Origin of the sequence: Bradyrhizobium sp. USDA 4532, from assembly GCF_024171315.1 — a bacterium.
GTDB classification, from domain to species: domain Bacteria; phylum Pseudomonadota; class Alphaproteobacteria; order Rhizobiales; family Xanthobacteraceae; genus Bradyrhizobium; species Bradyrhizobium australafricanum.
Genome location: NZ_JALJZN010000001.1, coordinates 5,562,807 through 5,578,557 on the forward strand (window position 1 = coordinate 5,562,807; position 15,751 = coordinate 5,578,557).

Annotated in this window: 15 protein-coding genes; 8 read left to right on the forward strand and 7 right to left on the reverse strand. The window is 64.8% G+C overall.

The features are described 5' to 3' along the window. The first annotated feature begins 4 nt into the window (after window positions 1–4). The 6 genes from cyoB to J2R76_RS25670 are packed head-to-tail and all read left to right on the forward strand — an operon-like array spanning window position 5 to window position 5,751. Window positions 5–2,008, forward strand: a complete 2,004-nt coding sequence (cyoB, locus tag J2R76_RS25645; protein ID WP_057015510.1) for a cytochrome o ubiquinol oxidase subunit I — start codon at window positions 5–7, stop codon at window positions 2,006–2,008. Then, complete coding sequence (gene cyoC, locus J2R76_RS25650; protein WP_057015511.1) at window positions 2,005–2,637, forward strand: cytochrome o ubiquinol oxidase subunit III; 633 nt, start codon at window positions 2,005–2,007, stop codon at window positions 2,635–2,637. Before cyoB ends, cyoC begins: the two co-directional genes overlap by 4 nt. Then, window positions 2,634–3,035: a cytochrome o ubiquinol oxidase subunit IV gene (gene cyoD, locus J2R76_RS25655; protein ID WP_076824778.1), complete on the forward strand. Its 402-nt coding sequence runs from the start codon at window positions 2,634–2,636 to the stop codon at window positions 3,033–3,035. The genes cyoC and cyoD overlap by 4 nt, the downstream gene beginning before the upstream one ends. Window positions 3,036–3,061: 26 nt before the next feature. Continuing rightward, the gene (locus J2R76_RS25660) at window positions 3,062–3,868 is read left to right on the forward strand and encodes an SURF1 family protein (RefSeq protein ID WP_076824829.1); all 807 of its coding nucleotides are present in this window, start codon (window positions 3,062–3,064) and stop codon (window positions 3,866–3,868) included. Continuing rightward, window positions 3,840–5,225: an ATP-binding protein gene (locus tag J2R76_RS25665; protein ID WP_076824780.1), complete on the forward strand. Its 1,386-nt coding sequence runs from the start codon at window positions 3,840–3,842 to the stop codon at window positions 5,223–5,225. The genes J2R76_RS25660 and J2R76_RS25665 overlap by 29 nt, the downstream gene beginning before the upstream one ends. Continuing rightward, window positions 5,215–5,751: a response regulator transcription factor gene (locus tag J2R76_RS25670; RefSeq protein ID WP_057015515.1), complete on the forward strand. Its 537-nt coding sequence runs from the start codon at window positions 5,215–5,217 to the stop codon at window positions 5,749–5,751. The genes J2R76_RS25665 and J2R76_RS25670 overlap by 11 nt, the downstream gene beginning before the upstream one ends. Before the next feature lie 58 nt (window positions 5,752–5,809). On the opposite strand, the gene J2R76_RS25675 is transcribed toward J2R76_RS25670, so the two are convergent. Beyond that, window positions 5,810–6,208, reverse strand: coding sequence for a nuclear transport factor 2 family protein (locus J2R76_RS25675; protein WP_057015516.1), 399 nt, complete (start codon window positions 6,206–6,208; stop codon window positions 5,810–5,812). A 194-nt stretch (window positions 6,209–6,402) separates the two neighbouring features. Between J2R76_RS25675 and J2R76_RS25680 the strand changes: the two genes are divergently transcribed. Further along, entirely contained in the window at window positions 6,403–6,822 is a 420-nt protein-coding gene (locus tag J2R76_RS25680) for a hypothetical protein (RefSeq protein WP_057015517.1), read from the forward strand. Window positions 6,823–7,157: 335 nt separating this feature from the next. On the opposite strand, the gene J2R76_RS25685 is transcribed toward J2R76_RS25680, so the two are convergent. The 6 genes from J2R76_RS25685 to J2R76_RS25710 all read right to left on the reverse strand — a co-directional run bounded on the left by J2R76_RS25685 (window position 7,158) and on the right by J2R76_RS25710 (window position 15,003). Then, window positions 7,158–7,712 (reverse strand): hypothetical protein, encoded by a 555-nt coding sequence (locus J2R76_RS25685; RefSeq protein WP_141341017.1) that lies wholly within the window; start codon window positions 7,710–7,712, stop codon window positions 7,158–7,160. 311 nt (window positions 7,713–8,023) lie between these two features. After that, window positions 8,024–8,830, reverse strand: coding sequence for a CarD family transcriptional regulator (locus J2R76_RS25690; protein WP_076824782.1), 807 nt, complete (start codon window positions 8,828–8,830; stop codon window positions 8,024–8,026). Between the two features lie 411 nt (window positions 8,831–9,241). Further along, window positions 9,242–9,580: a ferredoxin FdxA gene (gene fdxA / locus J2R76_RS25695; RefSeq protein WP_057015519.1), complete on the reverse strand. Its 339-nt coding sequence runs from the start codon at window positions 9,578–9,580 to the stop codon at window positions 9,242–9,244. A 136-nt stretch (window positions 9,581–9,716) separates the two neighbouring features. Continuing rightward, window positions 9,717–10,001 carry an RNA-binding S4 domain-containing protein gene (locus J2R76_RS25700; protein ID WP_076824784.1) on the reverse strand — a complete coding sequence of 95 codons (285 nt, stop codon included), beginning with the start codon at window positions 9,999–10,001 and terminating at the stop codon, window positions 9,717–9,719. A 30-nt stretch (window positions 10,002–10,031) separates the two neighbouring features. Further along, complete coding sequence (locus tag J2R76_RS25705) at window positions 10,032–13,544, reverse strand: helicase-related protein (RefSeq protein WP_076824786.1); 3,513 nt, start codon at window positions 13,542–13,544, stop codon at window positions 10,032–10,034. A 628-nt stretch (window positions 13,545–14,172) separates the two neighbouring features. Beyond that, a complete protein-coding gene (locus J2R76_RS25710; RefSeq protein ID WP_076824790.1) occupies window positions 14,173–15,003 on the reverse strand; it encodes a DUF3108 domain-containing protein in 831 nt (276 codons plus the stop codon). Between the two features lie 354 nt (window positions 15,004–15,357). On the opposite strand from J2R76_RS25710, the gene rpmB reads away from it, so the two are divergent. Next, window positions 15,358–15,666, forward strand: coding sequence for a 50S ribosomal protein L28 (gene rpmB / locus J2R76_RS25715; RefSeq protein ID WP_028341882.1), 309 nt, complete (start codon window positions 15,358–15,360; stop codon window positions 15,664–15,666). Window positions 15,667–15,751: the final 85 nt, after the last annotated feature.

Below are 15,751 nucleotides of genomic sequence, written 5' to 3' on the forward strand. Positions count from 1 at the left end.
CCGCATGAATCCCGATCTCGTCAAGATGATCTTCGGCCGCCTCAATCTGGAGGCGCTGCCGATCCACGAGCCGATTCTGGTCGGCACCTTCGCGGTGGTGGCGACCGGCGGCCTCGCGCTGTTTGCGATCGTCACCTATTTCCGGCTCTGGACCTATCTGTGGCGCGAGTGGTTCACCACCGTGGACCACAAGCGCATCGGCATCATGTACATGATCCTCGGCATCGTGATGCTGCTGCGCGGCTTCGCGGACGCGCTGATGATGCGGCTGCAGCAGGCGATCGCCTTTGGCGGCTCCGACGGTTACCTCCCGGCCCATCACTACGACCAGATCTTCACCGCACACGGCGTGATCATGATCTTCTTCGTGGCGATGCCGCTGGTCACCGGCCTGATGAACTATGTGGTGCCGCTGCAGATCGGTGCTCGCGACGTCTCCTTCCCGTTCCTCAACAATTTCAGCTTCTGGATGACGGTCGGCGGCGCCGTGCTGGTGATGATGTCGCTGTTCGTCGGCGAATTCGCCCGCACCGGCTGGCTCGCCTACCCGCCGCTGTCGAACATCGGCTACAGTCCCGATGTCGGCGTCGACTATTACATATGGGGACTACAGGTCGCCGGCGTCGGCACGACGCTATCGGGCATCAACCTGATCTGCACCATCGTCAAGCTGCGCGCGCCGGGCATGACGATGATGAAGATGCCGGTGTTCACCTGGACCTCGCTCTGCACCAACGTCCTGATCGTCGCCTCCTTCCCGGTGCTGACGGCGGTGCTGGCGCTGCTGTCGCTCGACCGTTACGTCGGCACCAACTTCTTCACGAACGACTTCGGCGGCAACCCGATGATGTACGTGAACCTGATCTGGATCTGGGGCCACCCCGAGGTCTACATCCTGGTGCTGCCGGCGTTCGGTATCTTCTCCGAGGTGACCGCGACATTCTCCGGCAAGCGGCTGTTCGGCTACACCTCGATGGTCTACGCCACCGTCGTCATCACCATCCTGTCCTACCTGGTCTGGCTGCACCACTTCTTCACGATGGGCTCCGGCGCCAGCGTGAACTCGTTCTTCGGCATCACCACCATGATCATCTCGATCCCGACGGGCGCGAAGATGTTCAACTGGCTGTTCACGATGTATCGCGGCCGCATCCGCTTCGAGCTGCCGATGATGTGGACGGTGGCATTCATGCTGACCTTCGTGATCGGCGGCATGACCGGCGTGCTGCTGGCGGTGCCGCCGGCCGATTTCGTGCTGCATAACAGCCTGTTCCTGATCGCGCATTTCCACAACGTGATCATCGGCGGCGTGCTGTTCGGCCTGTTCGCCGGCATCAACTACTGGTTCCCGAAGGCGTTCGGCTTCAGGCTCGATCCGTTCTGGGGCAAGCTGTCGTTCTGGTTCTGGGTCTCGGGCTTCTACTTCGCCTTCATGCCGCTCTATGTGCTCGGCCTGATGGGCGTGACCCGAAGGCTCCGCGTGTTCGACGACCCCTCCTTGCAGATCTGGTTCATCATCGCGGGCTTCGGCGCGTTCCTGATCCTGCTCGGCATCGTCGCGATGCTGGTGCAGTTCGCGGTCAGCATTCTGCGCCGCGAGCAGCTGAAGGACACCACCGGCGATCCCTGGAACGCGCGGACGCTGGAATGGGCGACCTCGTCGCCGCCGCCGGACTACAACTTCGCCTTCACGCCCGTGGTCTACGACAACGACGCCTGGTGGGACATGAAGCGCCGCGGCTACAGGCGCCCGCTGACCGGCTTCAAGCCGATCCACATGCCCTCCAACACCGGCACCGGCATCATCCTCGCCGGACTTGCGACGGTGATGGGGTTCGGCCTGATCTGGTACATCTGGTGGCTCGCCGCCGTCAGCTTCGTTGCGCTGCTCGCGGTCGCGATCGGCCACACCTTCAACTATCACCGCGACTTCCACATCCAGGCGGATGAGGTGGTGCGGACTGAAGACGCGCGGACACGCGTGCTCGCCGCGGGAGCCCAGACATGAGCGTAGCAACAACCGTCTCCACCCAGGACTCCGAGCCGATCTTTCACGTTGTGGACGAGCACGATCATCCGGAAGGCGCCAGCACCATGCTGGGCTTCTGGATCTACCTGATGAGCGATTGCCTCATCTTCGCGATGCTGTTTGCGACCTATGGCGTGCTCGGCGGCAACTATGCCGCTGGCCCATCGCCGAAGGACCTGTTCGACCTCAAGCTGGTCGCGCTCAACACCACGATGCTGCTGCTCTCCTCGATCACCTATGGCTTCGCCATGCTGACGATGGAGAAATCGAGGATCGGCGCGACGCAAGCCTGGCTCGCCATCACCGGGCTGTTCGGCCTCGCCTTCCTCGGCATCGAGCTCACCGAGTTCGCGCATATGATCCACGAGGGCGCGACGCCCCAGCGCAGCGCCTTCCTGTCGTCATTCTTCACCCTGGTCGGCACCCACGGCCTGCACGTCACCTTCGGCCTCGTCTGGCTGGTGACGCTGATGGTGCAGACCGCGCGCTTCGGCCTCATCGAAGCCAACCGGCGCCGGCTGATGTGCCTCTCGATGTTCTGGCACTTCCTCGACGTGGTCTGGATCGGCGTCTTCACTTTCGTCTATCTCCTGGGAATGCTGCGATGACAACAAAAGCTCACGCCAAAGCTCATACGCTCGAAGCCAATGCCAGCCACGGACATGGCGATCACGGCGGCGCGGCTCACGGCTCGCTGCAGAGCTATCTGATCGGCTTCGGTCTCTCCGTCGTCCTTACTGCGGTGCCGTTCTGGCTGGTGATGACCGGCGCCATCGCCGACAAGCAGGTCACCGCGCTGATCGTGCTGGTGCTCGCCGCGGTGCAAATCGTCGTGCACATGGTGTACTTCCTGCACATGAACACGCGGTCCGAGAACGGCTGGACCATGATGGCGATGATCTTCACCGTCGTCATGGTGGTGATCGCGCTGACCGGCTCGCTGTGGGTCATGCATCATCTCAACATCAACATGATGCCGCTGCACGACATGAGCCAGATGCCGTGACGATGCGGTCTGCCAGACCCTCGCTGTTGCTGCTCACGCTCGGCATGCTGGGCGTGGTGCTGCTGAGCGCGCTCGGTATCTGGCAGATCGAACGCCGGACCTGGAAGCTGGCGCTGATCGAGCGGGTCGAGCAGCGCATGCATGCCGCGCCGGTCGCGCCGCCGCCCCCATCGTCATGGCCGGCGGTCACGGCCGCGAGCGATGAATACCGCCGCGTCACCCTACGCGGCACGTTCCTCAACGCCGACGAAACGCTGGTGCAGGCCGTCACGGCCGAAGGTCCCGGCTTCTGGGTACTGACCCCGCTGCAAGCCGCCGACGGAACCACCGTGCTGGTCAACCGCGGCTTTGTTCCCGCTGATAAGCGCGATCCCGCGACACGGCGCGATGGCGAGCCGCAGGGCGCCGTCAGCGTCACCGGACTGCTGCGGATGTCGGAGCCGAAGGGCGGCTTCCTGCGCAGCAACGATGCTTCGGCCGGCCGCTGGTATTCCCGCGACGTTGCCGCCATCGCCGCCGCGCACGGACTGTCGCATGTAGCCCCCTTCTTCATCGACGCCGATGCGACGCCAAATCCGGGCGGCTACCCAATCGGCGGGCTCACTATCGTGCGGTTTCCGAACAACCACCTGATTTACGCGCTGACATGGTTCGCACTGGCCCTTATGCTGGCGGGCGCGCTCCTGCGCGTCATCAGCGGCAGGAGCCGCGCCGGCGCCTCCGATCCAAGGTGGGGTTCACGGCGCGCCGCCGTGCGCCGCTTGATCGGCGCAGCCCGCAATCTGTCTCGCGACACAGGCCCAGATGCTCGAGCGCACATCGGATCTGCATGACGACAAGGCCGCGACCGGCGCGGCGGCAACGCCGTCCGCCGCGGGCGCGGCCGCCGGCATGCCGTTCGACCTCGCAGCGCCCGCCGACATCGCGACCAATCGCAAGAACATGGCCCTCCTGGTCCAGCTGCGCTGGATCGCCGTGATCGGCCAGATCGCCACCATCGGCTTCGTGCAGTTCTGGATGGGCGTCGCGCTGCCGCTGCTGCCCTTGGCGGCCGTGATCTCCGGGCTGGTGGCGCTCAATGTCGTCAGCCTGCTGTGGCTGCGCTACCGCGCCGACATCAACAACCGCGAGCTGCTGGTCGCGCTGGCGCTCGACGTCGCGGCGCTGACCGCCCTGCTCTATCTCAGCGGCGGCGCCACCAACCCGTTCACCTCGCTCTATCTGCTGCAGGTGACGCTTGGCGCGGTGCTGCTCGATGCGCCCTCGACCTGGTCGCTGGTGGCGCTGGTCTGCATGAACTTCGCCTGGCTGACCAGCTATTACCGGCCGCTGGAGCTGCCGCAGCAAGGCTTCGCCGATGCCTTCAACCTCTATATCGCCGGCACCTTCATCGGCCTCGTGCTCGACGCCGTGCTGCTCGTGGTGTTCATGACCCGGATCAACCGCAATCTGCGCGATCGCGACCTGCGCCTCGCGGCGCTGCGCCAGCACGCCGCCGAGCAGGATCACATCGTCCGGATCGGCCTCCTGGCCTCCGGCGCCGCGCATGAGCTCGGCACGCCGCTCGCCTCGCTCTCGGTCATCCTGGGCGACTGGCGCCGGATGCCCGCGCTCGCCTCCGACCCTGAAATGTCGCAGGACCTCGGCGAGATGGAGATCTCGGTGCAGCGCTGCAAGTCGATCGTGACGGGCATCCTGCTCTCGGCGGGCGAAGCCCGCGGCGAAGGCTCCTCGCCGACCACGGTCACGGCGTTCCTGACGGCATTGGTGGAGGAATGGCGGACGACGCGGCCGTCGGCCACGCTGTATTTCCGCAATGCCTGCGGCGCTGATCTCGCGATCGTATCCGACATCGCGCTCAAGCAGGCGATCTTCAACGTGCTCGACAACGCCGCCGAGGTGTCGCGCGACTGGATCGAGCTGACCGCCGAGCGCAATGCCGACACGCTGGTGCTGTCGGTGACCGATCGCGGCCCGGGCTTCTCGCGCGAGATGCTGGCGCATATCGGCAAGCCGTATCAATCGACCAAGGGCAGCCCCGGCAGCGGCCTCGGCCTGTTCCTCGTGGTCAACGTGGTGCGCAAGCTGGGCGGCGTGGTGACGGCGCGCAACCGGCCGGACATCGGCGCCGCGGTCAGGCTCGAGCTGCCGCTCTCGACGCTCGCGATCGGAGACCATCTTGACGGATGAACGCCAGCTCCTGATCGTCGAGGACGATGCGGGTTTCGCCCGCACGTTGAAGCGCTCGTTCGAGCGCCGCGGCTATGATGTGGCGGTGTCGGCCTCGCTCGACGAGGTCCGCCAGCTGCTCGAGCAGCAATCGCCCGGCTATGCGGTGGTCGACCTGAAGCTCGCCGGCGGTGCATCGGGCCTTGCCTGCGTCGAGGCGTTGCACACGCATGATCCTGAGATGCTGATCGTCGTGCTGACCGGCTTTGCCAGCATCGCGACGGCGGTCGAGGCGATCAAGCTCGGCGCCTGCCACTATCTGGCCAAGCCGTCAAACACCGACGACATCGAGGCCGCGTTCCTTAAAGCGCAGGGCAATGCCGCCATCGAGGTCGGTGCGCGGCCGACGTCGATCAAGACGCTGGAATGGGAGCGCATCCACCAGACCCTGATGGAGACCGACTTCAACATCTCGGAAGCCGCCCGCCGACTCGGCATGCACCGCCGGACATTGGCGCGCAAGCTCGAGAAGCAGCGGGTGAAGTAGGCGATAGAGGCGGATGACGCCGACGACATCCGCGCATGCGCGCCTGCCTCTTGCTTTGTCACGACATCGCGGCAACATCCGCCGCAGTGTCAATGTACTCCTGAAAGCGGACCGCCTTCCCGTCACGGTACTTGAAAACGTGGGCCCATTCGTTCGTTACAGTCTTGCCTGTTTTCTTTGCCCGCGCCGTGAGTGTACCCAGGACCACGACGGTGTCGCCCTGCTCAATCATCTCACGCGGCGCGAACTCGCTGAATTCCAGATTCTCGCCAACCTGGACGAAGAAGTTTGCAATCTGCTGCTTTCCCTTGAAGGTCCCGGCCCAAGGCAGTTTGTCCTGGGGACCCGGGGTTATCCACGTGCAGTCGTCATCGATCAGATCCCTCATGAGCGTCGGAATGTCACCACGTTGAAAGGCCTCATAACCCTTCCTGGTTGCCTCAACATTGGATGTCATCGAATTTCTCCTCGCTGCAAATTGATGGGGTCAGTTTAATGTCGATCAAATAACGGCAGGGCGGTCAGCATAGCACGCCGCGCTCCGGTTGCCGTCGTCATCCATGAAGCAAGACAAGACGATACTGGTCAGGATCGTTTACGTAGCTTCGAGCGTCATTGCGGCTCGCTTCGCTGCCAGTGTAGAGCGACGGCATGAGTAATGCCGACAAGCTCTTCCAACCCGACCCTGACAATGCCGACCATGCGGCCATGATCGCGGCGGCGATCCGCTGCATCGACGATTTCACCGACCGCTTCAACGCTCGCGATCTCGCCGGCATGGACGCGCTGCTGCACTTCCCGCACGTCATCCTATCCGGCGAGCAGCTCGTGATCTGGGATGGCCCGGGCCAGCTGCCGCCGTCGTTCTTCAACGATCTGGCGCGCACCACGGGATGGACGAAGAGCACCTATCAGCGCAAGGAGCCGGTGCTGGTCGGGCCGCGCAAGGTGCATCTGCTGGTCGAATACAGCCGCGACCGCGCCGACGGATCGATTGCCAGCCGTCACCGCAATCTATGGATCGTGACCTCCGAGAACCGCCGCTGGGGCATCAAGCAGCGCTCGTATTGAGCACGCGGCGCGGCAGCATCAACGGCGTAGCCGACGGGCTACCGCCGAGCCAGGAAGACCCCCAGCAAGAATGCAACGGCAAGCGATTGAAGCGGAGCCGCCCTGGTCGCTTCACTCAAGTGATGCAGCCACCGATCTTGTTGCGGCAAAGGTTCGAATACGCCGCGCTCAGCCATCTGACGGATCGCCTCTGACGCCTGCTCTATGCGTTGTTCAGGACTGGCAGTTGAAGCAATGGAGTTTTCGTTAGCCATCAGACGAACGGGCCTTCTGTATCAGCACTGACGTCCCTCGATTGCGGACTGTTCCTCGGCTCCTTCACTAAAGCGATGCGCTCAGTCATTCCTGAAGAAATTCGCGAACGGACGCGGCGGGGAGTCATCGTCTTCAGACGCCATGATCGGCACTTCGTGGCGTCGCGCCTGCTCCAAGAGCACCGGAGCTTCGCGGCGTTGCTCGCCTTGTTCGATGCGCCGCTGTTGACGCCTCGCCTGCTCGGTCGCGACGCGCTTCGCCTTGCGTTCGGCGTAGCGCTTACGCCGCTCCTTTTCTGCAATGTCAGATTTTCTCGTGTCCACCACGTCCGCCTGCTGCTCGACAGGCGCTTGTACGTCCTTGACCGGCTCCAGTGGCGGCTGCGGCGGTGAGGCTGCGTCTGGCGTGGCGGGCTCTCGTTGGGTGGCAGGCTGCGGTGGCTGCGCAGCTTCTGCCGTGGATGGCAGGATAACGCGCGCTGGTTCCGCGGGCGCTGGCGAAGAGACACGCGCGGGGGCGCCGGCAGAATCCTTAAGCGCCGAATTCGCCATGAACAGTCCACCACCGAACCCAGCGCCTAGGATAATAAAAGTTGTTCCAACGCCTGCGAAAAAAATGCCTGCCTTTGATGTCATGGTCCGCTCTCCTCACTGGCGAGCGAACGCGCGAAAGTTACCGGCGTTCCGTTTCGGGATAAGTCGGCAACGTGTGCCGCTGGTCCAAGAGTCCAGCGGCGCGGACAGTTTGGAATATCGATCTGCCCGGGCGAAGATCGCGGTCGAGGGGCTGCAACTTGCGGAGAGCCTGCACCCTCACCCGGATTGCATTTGCCATGCAATCCGACCTCTCCCACAAGGGGAGAGGTAAGCGTGCCCCACGGACACGCCGCCAAAGCAAAAAGCCCGGTCTTGCGACCGGGCTTTTGTTTTCAATCCGTCGAACCCTTTCAGGCGGCTTCGTCCTCGACGGCGGTATCGTCGCCATCGGTATCGGCATCCTCGCCGTCGGCATCACCCTCGCCTTCACCCTCGGCTTCTGCCTTGGCGCCGCGGCGCGGGCTCTTGGCGAGCTGGCCTTCGATCTCCTTGATCGCCTCGGTCTCGGTCGAGTGCTGCACGACCGCGATCTCGCGCGACAGGCGGTCGAGCGCCGCTTCATAGAGCTGGCGTTCGCTATAGGACTGCTCGGGCTGCGATTCCGAACGATAGAGGTCGCGGACCACCTCGGCGATCGCGACGATGTCGCCCGAGTTGATCTTCGCTTCGTATTCCTGGGCGCGGCGCGACCACATGGTGCGCTTGACGCGGGCACGGCCCTTCAGCGTCTCCAGCGCCTTCTTGACCAGCGCCGGCTCCGACAGCTTGCGCATGCCGACATTGGCGACCTTCGCCGTCGGGACGCGCAGCGTCATCTTGTCCTTCATGAAATTGATCACGAACAACTCGAGCTTGGCGCCCGCGATCTCCTGCTCCTCGATCGCCAGGATCTGGCCGACGCCGTGAGCGGGATAGACCACGAATTCATTGGCCTTGAAGCCCTGACGCTGCGTCACGACCTTCTTCGGCTCCTCGATGCGCGGCGCGGCGGCCGGCTTGGCGGCAGCCTTCGGAGCAGCGGCGGGGACGGCAGCCTTCGGGGCGGCCGGCTTCGGCGCAGCAGCCGTCTTGGTCGCGGCAGGCTTGGGGGCGGCCTTGGCAGCAGCGGGCTTCGCAGCTGCCGCTTTCGCGGCAGTCTTGGCAGTCTTTTCTGGCATCACGCTTCTTTTGTTCTTTGAGGACTTTGCAGCCGCCGCCTTCTTGGCCCCCTTCACGGACGCCTTGGCACGGCCCTTGGTTGCGCTGCGAGCAACGACAGCGGCTTTTTTCGTCGTCTTTGAAGCACTCTTTTTACGCGTTTTCTGTGACACAGCCTGCGCGCGGAAACTGCCACGCCCCTGTTCGAGTTTGCGGGAACCTCGAAGCCACAAGGTACGCATGGCAGGGGGTTCTTGGCCTGTAATGTGTCAGATATAGCACATTTTCCGCAAAAATCAATGGTTTACGCCCGATTCCGGGCATAACAGGGGCCGTTCAGGTCATATGTCCGTCATTAGGGTTAAATCGGCGGCCGAACGGAGGGCCGCGGCGGACCAGAGTCCGACCTTACCACGGTATTCCCTGGCGAATCAGTCGCCGCTGCCGGGATTCGGAGAAAAATATTTATCGAACTTGCCTTCCTTGCCTTCCCACTCCTTGGCGTCTTCCGGCGAGTCCTTCTTCTGGGTGATGTTCGGCCAGCTCTTGGCGTAGTCGCGGTTGACCTCGAGCCACTTTTCCAGGCCCGGCTCGGTGTCCGGCTTGATGGCGTCCGCCGGGCATTCCGGCTCGCACACGCCGCAATCGATGCATTCGTCGGGATGGATGACCAGCATGTTCTCGCCCTCGTAGAAGCAATCGACGGGGCAGACCTCGACGCAGTCGGTATATTTGCACTTGATGCAGGCTTCAGTGACGACGTAGGTCATCCAAAACTCCGGAACGATCGATTTTTCTGGGGTTGCGTAGCGCAGGAATACCGGGGCCGCAAGGGAAGCGGCCCTCGAAAAACGCCCGTATTCTCACGCTCCTGCCACCCAAATTGAGATAGCAAGCGCTAGATAACTACTCCTTACCGGCCTGCAAATTGCCAGCCTGCAAATCCTCGTACAGCACCCGCGCCGAGCTGGCATCGCCGCGCCGCTCGGCAAAGCCGATCACCTTGAGCACGCGGACGCTGTTGTCGAGCGCGACGGTGACGACGTCGCCCGCCTTCACCGCATGGCCCGGCGATTTCTCACGCGCGCCGTTGATCCGGACATGCCCCGATACGACGAGTTCAGCGGCACTGGTGCGGGCCTTCACCAGGCGCGCATGCCACAGCCATTTGTCGAGGCGCTGTCGATCCAAACTAGACCAAGCGTTAAACCAAGGGTTGGACTATTCCTTCCGGCCTGCGAGCTGCTCTTTCAGGGCAGCGAGCTTGGCGAATGGCGAATTCGGATCGATCGGCCGGTCGCGCTCGCGCGGCGCGCTCGAGGCGTAGGGCCGATGCGACGGGCCGCCCTCGCGCTTGTCGCGGCCGCCCTTGCCGAAATCGCGGCCGCCGCGGTCACGATCGCCGCGCTCGCCCTTGCGGTCGCCGCCAAACTTGTTGTCGCGGCGACGCTCATTGTCGCGATCGCGACCCTTGCCTTCGAAGCGTTCGCGGCGCTGGCCCTTGTCGTCCCTGTTGTCGCGGGCCTGCGCGCCCTCGGCGGGCGCCGCAGCCGGATCCGCGGGCGCGCCTGGACGCGGCGCGCGGAAATCCTGGTGACGGCGCGGACGGCGATGCTGTTCGCGCTTGCTGTCGCCCTCGCCGCCGCCTTCAGCGGCCTGCGCGCCCTCGGCGGGCTTGCCCTGGTGACGGCCGCGGTTGCGATCGTGGCCGCGATGATGCGGACGGCGCTCGTCGGAGCGGCCGCCGGGACGCCAGACTTCGACCAGCTGCGGCTCGGCCGGCGTCTCCGCGGCGGCGGCTTCAGCCGGTGCTGCCTCGGCACTCGCGGTCTCCGCGGCCGCCTCAGTGGCGGTCTCGGAGGGTGTCTCTGCAGTGGCTTCCACGGCAGGCGCGGGCTCGGATACTTCCGAAGCGGGCGCCTCAGCAGCGGGCTCTTCGGCGACCGCGGCGGGCTCCGCGGCAACTTCTGCCACGGGCTCGGGCTTGGTCTCGACGACGACCGGCGTAGCCTCGCTGGACACCACCTCGGCAAAGCCGACATCGGGCAGCAGCGCGGCCGACGGTGCGGGATCGCCCGACACCGGCTGATCCGGGGCAGCCTCGGGCGCTTCGGCCACAACCTCGGCGGTGGCACCGACCGGCGCATCCACGGCGGCCTCGACCGTCGGCGTCTCGGCGGCGACCGTCTCGGTGGTCCCGGCCACGGTCTCCGTGGTCTCGGCGACGGCCTCGGTGGCCTCGGCCGGCGCGGCCTCGACGGGCTTCGGCAGCAGCGGCGGACGGCGGTCCATGCGGTAGCCGAGCGCGCGCAGGATCGAGGCAAAATCCTCGCCTGCGGAGCCGGTCAGCGAGGTCATCGCCTGCGTCACGACAAAGCCGCGGCCGTCGAACGCACCCGCAGGCTTCTCGCCCGGCGAGGTCTCGCGCCAGGCCAAAGCGGGGCGGATCAGGTCGGCGAGCCGCTCCAGGATGTCGACGCGCACCGCGCGCTCGCCGCACTGGCGATAGCCGAGTACGCGATAGGCATCGCGCGGCAACGCCTTGTCGACCGGGAACGAGGTGCGGCCGCTGGAGGCGAGATGCTGCACATTCGACAATGCCGCCATGTCGGCATTGCTCTGCTTCTCGGCCCACAGCAGCGAGGCCAGCGAGCGCGCCGCGGGCTTCAAGAGCTGCGGGAAATAGATGTGGTAGGCGCCGAACCGCACGCCGTATTTGCGCAGGGCCGCGCGCGAGGGCTGGTCGAGATCCTTCATCTCGGCCGCGATCTTCGCGCGTTCGAGCACGCCGAGCGCCTCGACCAGCTGGAAGGCGATGCCGCGGGCGATACCCTGCAGGTCCTCGGCCTTGGACAGTTCGAACAGCGGCCCGAGCAGCTTTTCAATATGCGTCTTGAGCCAGAGGTCGAGCCGGGTCTGCACCGCTTCGCGCGAGGCGCCGGTCAGCCGCTCGTCGGAGATGATGCGCAGCCGCGGATGCAGCGCGTCCTCGGCGGCCACCAGCTTGGCGACCGCATCGCCGGTCCAGCGGATGGTGCCGTCGGAGGTCAGCACGAACTGCTCGTCGGGGGCGGCGCCCAGCTTCTCGGCGCGCGCATCGATCTCGCGCGCCAGCACCTGCTGGGCGGCGGCTTGCAGCGCCTTGGCGTCGCTGCCGGCCTCGGCCGCATCAGGTGCGAAGGTGAAACCATCGAGCCGGCCGATCACGTGGCCTTCCACGATCACTTCACCGGTCTTGCCAATTTCCGTATTCAAAACTGAGTTCTCCCGCAGGCGGCGCATCAATACACTGGTCCGCCTGTCAACGAAACGCTCCGTGAGCCGTTCATGCAGCGCATCGGATAATTTATTTTCGAGCTCGCGCGTGATCCCCTGCCAGTGGTCCGGGTCGTAGAGCCAGTCCGGCCGGTTGGCAACAAAGGTCCAGGTCCTGATCTGCGCGATCCGGCCCGATAGCGTGTCGATATCGCCGTCGGTCCGGTTGGCCTGGTCGACCTGGGCGGCAAACCATGCGTCAGGGATACGCCCCTTTTGCATCAGGAAGCCATACAGCGTGGTCACGAGTTCGGCATGGGCGGCCGGCGACAGCTTCCGGTAGTCCGGAACCTGGCAGGCCTCCCACAGCCGCTCCACCGCGGCCGCCCCATGCGCGAGATTGCGCACCTCGGCGTCGCGCGCAACATGCTCGAGCACGCGCAGGTCCTCGGCCACCGGGGCCCGCGTCAGTGCCTCATGATTGGGCGACAGCGCCAGCGACACCTGCAACGCGCCGAGCGAGGCGAAGTCCAACTTCGCGTTGCGCCATTGCAGCACCTTGACGGCATCGAAGGTGTGGTTCTGCAGCGCGTTGACGAGCTCCGGCTCGAACGGCGCGCAGCGGCCGGTGGTGCCGAAGGTGCCGTTGCGCGTCGCGCGGCCGGCGCGGCCCGCGATCTGCGCGAATTCGGCCGGCGTCAGGCGGCGGAACTGGTAGCCGTCATACTTGCGGTCGGAAGCGAAGGCGACGTGATCGACGTCGAGATTGAGCCCCATGCCGACCGCGTCGGTGGCGACGAGATAATCGACGTCGCCGTTCTGGAACATCGCGACCTGGGCATTGCGCGTGCGTGGTGAGAGCGAGCCCAGCACCACGGCCGCGCCGCCATGCTGGCGGCGGATCAATTCGGCGATCGCGTAGACTTCGTCGGCGGAGAACGCGACGATTGCCGTTCTGCGCGGCTGCCGCGTGATCTTGCGGTCGCCGGCGAATTCGAGCTGCGACAAACGGGGCCGCGTGACGATGGAAGCGCCCGGCAGCAGCCGCTCGATCATCGGCCGCATTGTCGCAGCGCCCAGCAGCAGCGTCTCGTCGCGGCCGCGGCGATTGAGGATGCGATCGGTGAACACATGCCCACGCTCGAGATCGGCTGCGATCTGGATCTCGTCGACCGCGAGGAACGAGACATCGAGATCGCGCGGCATCGCTTCCACGGTCGAGACCCAGAAGCGCGGCGCCTTCGGCTTGATCTTCTCCTCGCCGGTGACCAGCGCGACGTTGTCGACGCCGGCGCGATCGACGATCTTGTTGTAGACCTCGCGCGCCAGCAGCCGCAGCGGCAGCCCGATCAGGCCCGACGAATGCGCCAGCATGCGCTCGATGGCCAGATGCGTCTTGCCGGTGTTGGTCGGCCCGAGCACCGCGGTGACGCCTGCACCGGGCACGCGGTCATTTCCGAACGAAGTTGAGAAAACCATATTTTGCAGGTGTTTCTTGAATTGTTGGGGCGCTCTCTGATCCGTCATCCCCGGTACGACGGCGAATTCGCCGTTGTACCTATGAGCAGCGCGTCAGCGCGTCTCGAAGGATGCACGGCCGAGATCGACCCGTTTGCGGCGATCTTGATGAGACAGCAGGGCCGTCGCCCTTCGAGAGGGCCGCTGCACGGCCTCCTCAGGGTGACGGTGAGGGATTGACGCTCTGGTCTTCACTCCTTCACGCGTCCTTTTCACAAAATCTGTCTCACAATGCGACGCTTTCCGCGCCTACCTTAAGCTCTGGAACGACTCTAGAACGAATCGCGGCCGAATCGCTGACTCGATTCCGGGCTCGAAACGTTCACCGCAACATCTCGGGCAGGCTGACGGCGGCGGCACTAGATCAAGTTTGAAGGGGCTCCACAAGCACAGGATATGCGGACTGAATTCCTTAAGTTCCAGGGGTGGCCGAGTCGAATCAGAAGCGGACAAGAGTCAACTGGATTCCGGTGACATTTGTTGTTGGTCCGCGCCTACCTCTGTCTGTCATTCCGGGGCGCGCGTAGCACGAACCCGGAATCTCGAGATTCCGGGTCGCGCTACGCGCGCCCCGGAATGACGGTGCGACTTACTGCGTCTTCGCCACGCGCGGCGGCGCGGCTGTGGTGACGAACGAGGTGGCTTCCAGCATGGCCTGGCCGAGCGGGGTCGGGATCGTCATGCGGAACGGCACCAGCAGGCGGGTGCCGGCGATCGGCACGAAGGCGATCTCGATGTTGCGCTGGGCGGCGAGATATTTGATCACCGGGCGATCCGGGATGTAGCCCGAGATCGGCACGAAATAGAGCGCGCAGACCAGCGCCGGGCCATGATAGCCGCGCTCGGCCTTGACGATCTCGACCCGCTTGAAATCGAGCTTGAGGTCGTAGCGCATGCGGCCGTCGAAGATGCCGGCGCCGCTGCGGCAGATATCCGGGCTCATCAATTCGGCATTGCCGGGCGCGCGCAGGAACGAGCCGGTCATCGGATCGAACACGTTCTTCTTCTGCGCATCGGTCACCGGCAGGCGGTCGGGATCGACCGGCGGCTCCGGCTCGATCGCGGATTCCTTGATGCCGCCATTGGCCAGCACCATCCGGATCGTCTCCGACTTCTTCGAGGTGGTGGTGGTCGCGGTGTAGGAGGTGGCGGCCAGCGCGCCGTTGACGACGCGGCCCTGCGAGGCGCCCGCGCCAGAGCCGCCGGAAAACGCTTTCAGAAGGCCCGCGGTGCCGCCCTGGGCCGAGGCCGAGAAGCTGTCGTCGCCGACTTCGATGGTCCAGCTGCCCTTGCCGACCGGGATACCGGCCAGGGTCGCCTCATACTGGGCGTCGAGCCGCCCCTGCGCGCTGGCGCGCTCGGCGCAGAACAGCAGCAATGCGCCCGCGCACAGGCCGAGCAGCCGGCCGAGCGGGGGCAAAATGGCAATGGCGGTGGTCACTTAACCTACCTGACGGTCCTGCTATCGGCGCTCTATCCATTGTCCATTTCGGCGTTCAATTCGGCCGGACAACAAGGCGCATCTTGTATGGAACCTAGACTTGCAGCCGAATACGCCCTTTATATGGTTGCCATATCCGCCGTTAAGTGGCTGGAAGACCTTATGAACCGGCAATTCCGGTGCCCCGCATGCGGCGATATAATCTTGACGCCCGGGTATTCTCCCCCTATACACCCGCGGTTCCTGGAAAATGGACGCGAATTCAAAACCCCCGCGCGGGCCGTGTGATTGCACGCCCTTCGAGCGGCGGGGATGCAATAAGGATTTTGTAAGATGTCCCGGCGCTGCGAACTGACGGCCAAGGGCCCCCAGACGGGCCACAAGGTGAGCCACTCGAACATCAAGACCAAGCGGCGCTTCCTGCCGAACCTGGCCAACATCACCTTCATCTCCGAAGCGCTCGGCCGCAACGTGCGCCTGCGCGTCTCGACCAACGCGCTGAAGAGCGTCGACCACAATGGCGGCCTCGACGCCTATCTGCTCAAGGCCAAGGCCGACGTGCTCTCGCCCCGCGCCCTCGACCTGAAGCGCGCGATCGAGAAGAAGGTCGGCAAGCCGGCACCGGTGAAGAAGGCGAGCTGAGCGAGACTGCGGGAGCGGAATTCGCGGGAAGAGAGATTTGAACGGCCGGGTCGGATGACCCGGCCGTTTTTGCTTGGCCAACAAA

Coding starts and splice junctions, on each gene's coding strand:
- J2R76_RS25705 (WP_076824786.1), bottom strand. CDS start 13,544: ATGGTTTTCTCAACTTCGTTCGGAAATGACCGCGTGCCCGGTGCAGGC.
- cyoB (WP_057015510.1), top strand. CDS start 5: ATGAATCCCGATCTCGTCAAGATGATCTTCGGCCGCCTCAATCTGGAG.
- cyoD (WP_076824778.1), top strand. CDS start 2,634: ATGACAACAAAAGCTCACGCCAAAGCTCATACGCTCGAAGCCAATGCC.
- fdxA (WP_057015519.1), bottom strand. CDS start 9,580: ATGACCTACGTCGTCACTGAAGCCTGCATCAAGTGCAAATATACCGAC.
- J2R76_RS25675 (WP_057015516.1), bottom strand. CDS start 6,208: ATGACATCCAATGTTGAGGCAACCAGGAAGGGTTATGAGGCCTTTCAA.
- J2R76_RS25690 (WP_076824782.1), bottom strand. CDS start 8,830: ATGCCAGAAAAGACTGCCAAGACTGCCGCGAAAGCGGCAGCTGCGAAG.
- J2R76_RS25680 (WP_057015517.1), top strand. CDS start 6,403: ATGAGTAATGCCGACAAGCTCTTCCAACCCGACCCTGACAATGCCGAC.
- J2R76_RS25665 (WP_076824780.1), top strand. CDS start 3,840: ATGCTCGAGCGCACATCGGATCTGCATGACGACAAGGCCGCGACCGGC.
- cyoC (WP_057015511.1), top strand. CDS start 2,005: ATGAGCGTAGCAACAACCGTCTCCACCCAGGACTCCGAGCCGATCTTT.
- J2R76_RS25685 (WP_141341017.1), bottom strand. CDS start 7,712: ATGACATCAAAGGCAGGCATTTTTTTCGCAGGCGTTGGAACAACTTTT.
- rpmB (WP_028341882.1), top strand. CDS start 15,358: ATGTCCCGGCGCTGCGAACTGACGGCCAAGGGCCCCCAGACGGGCCAC.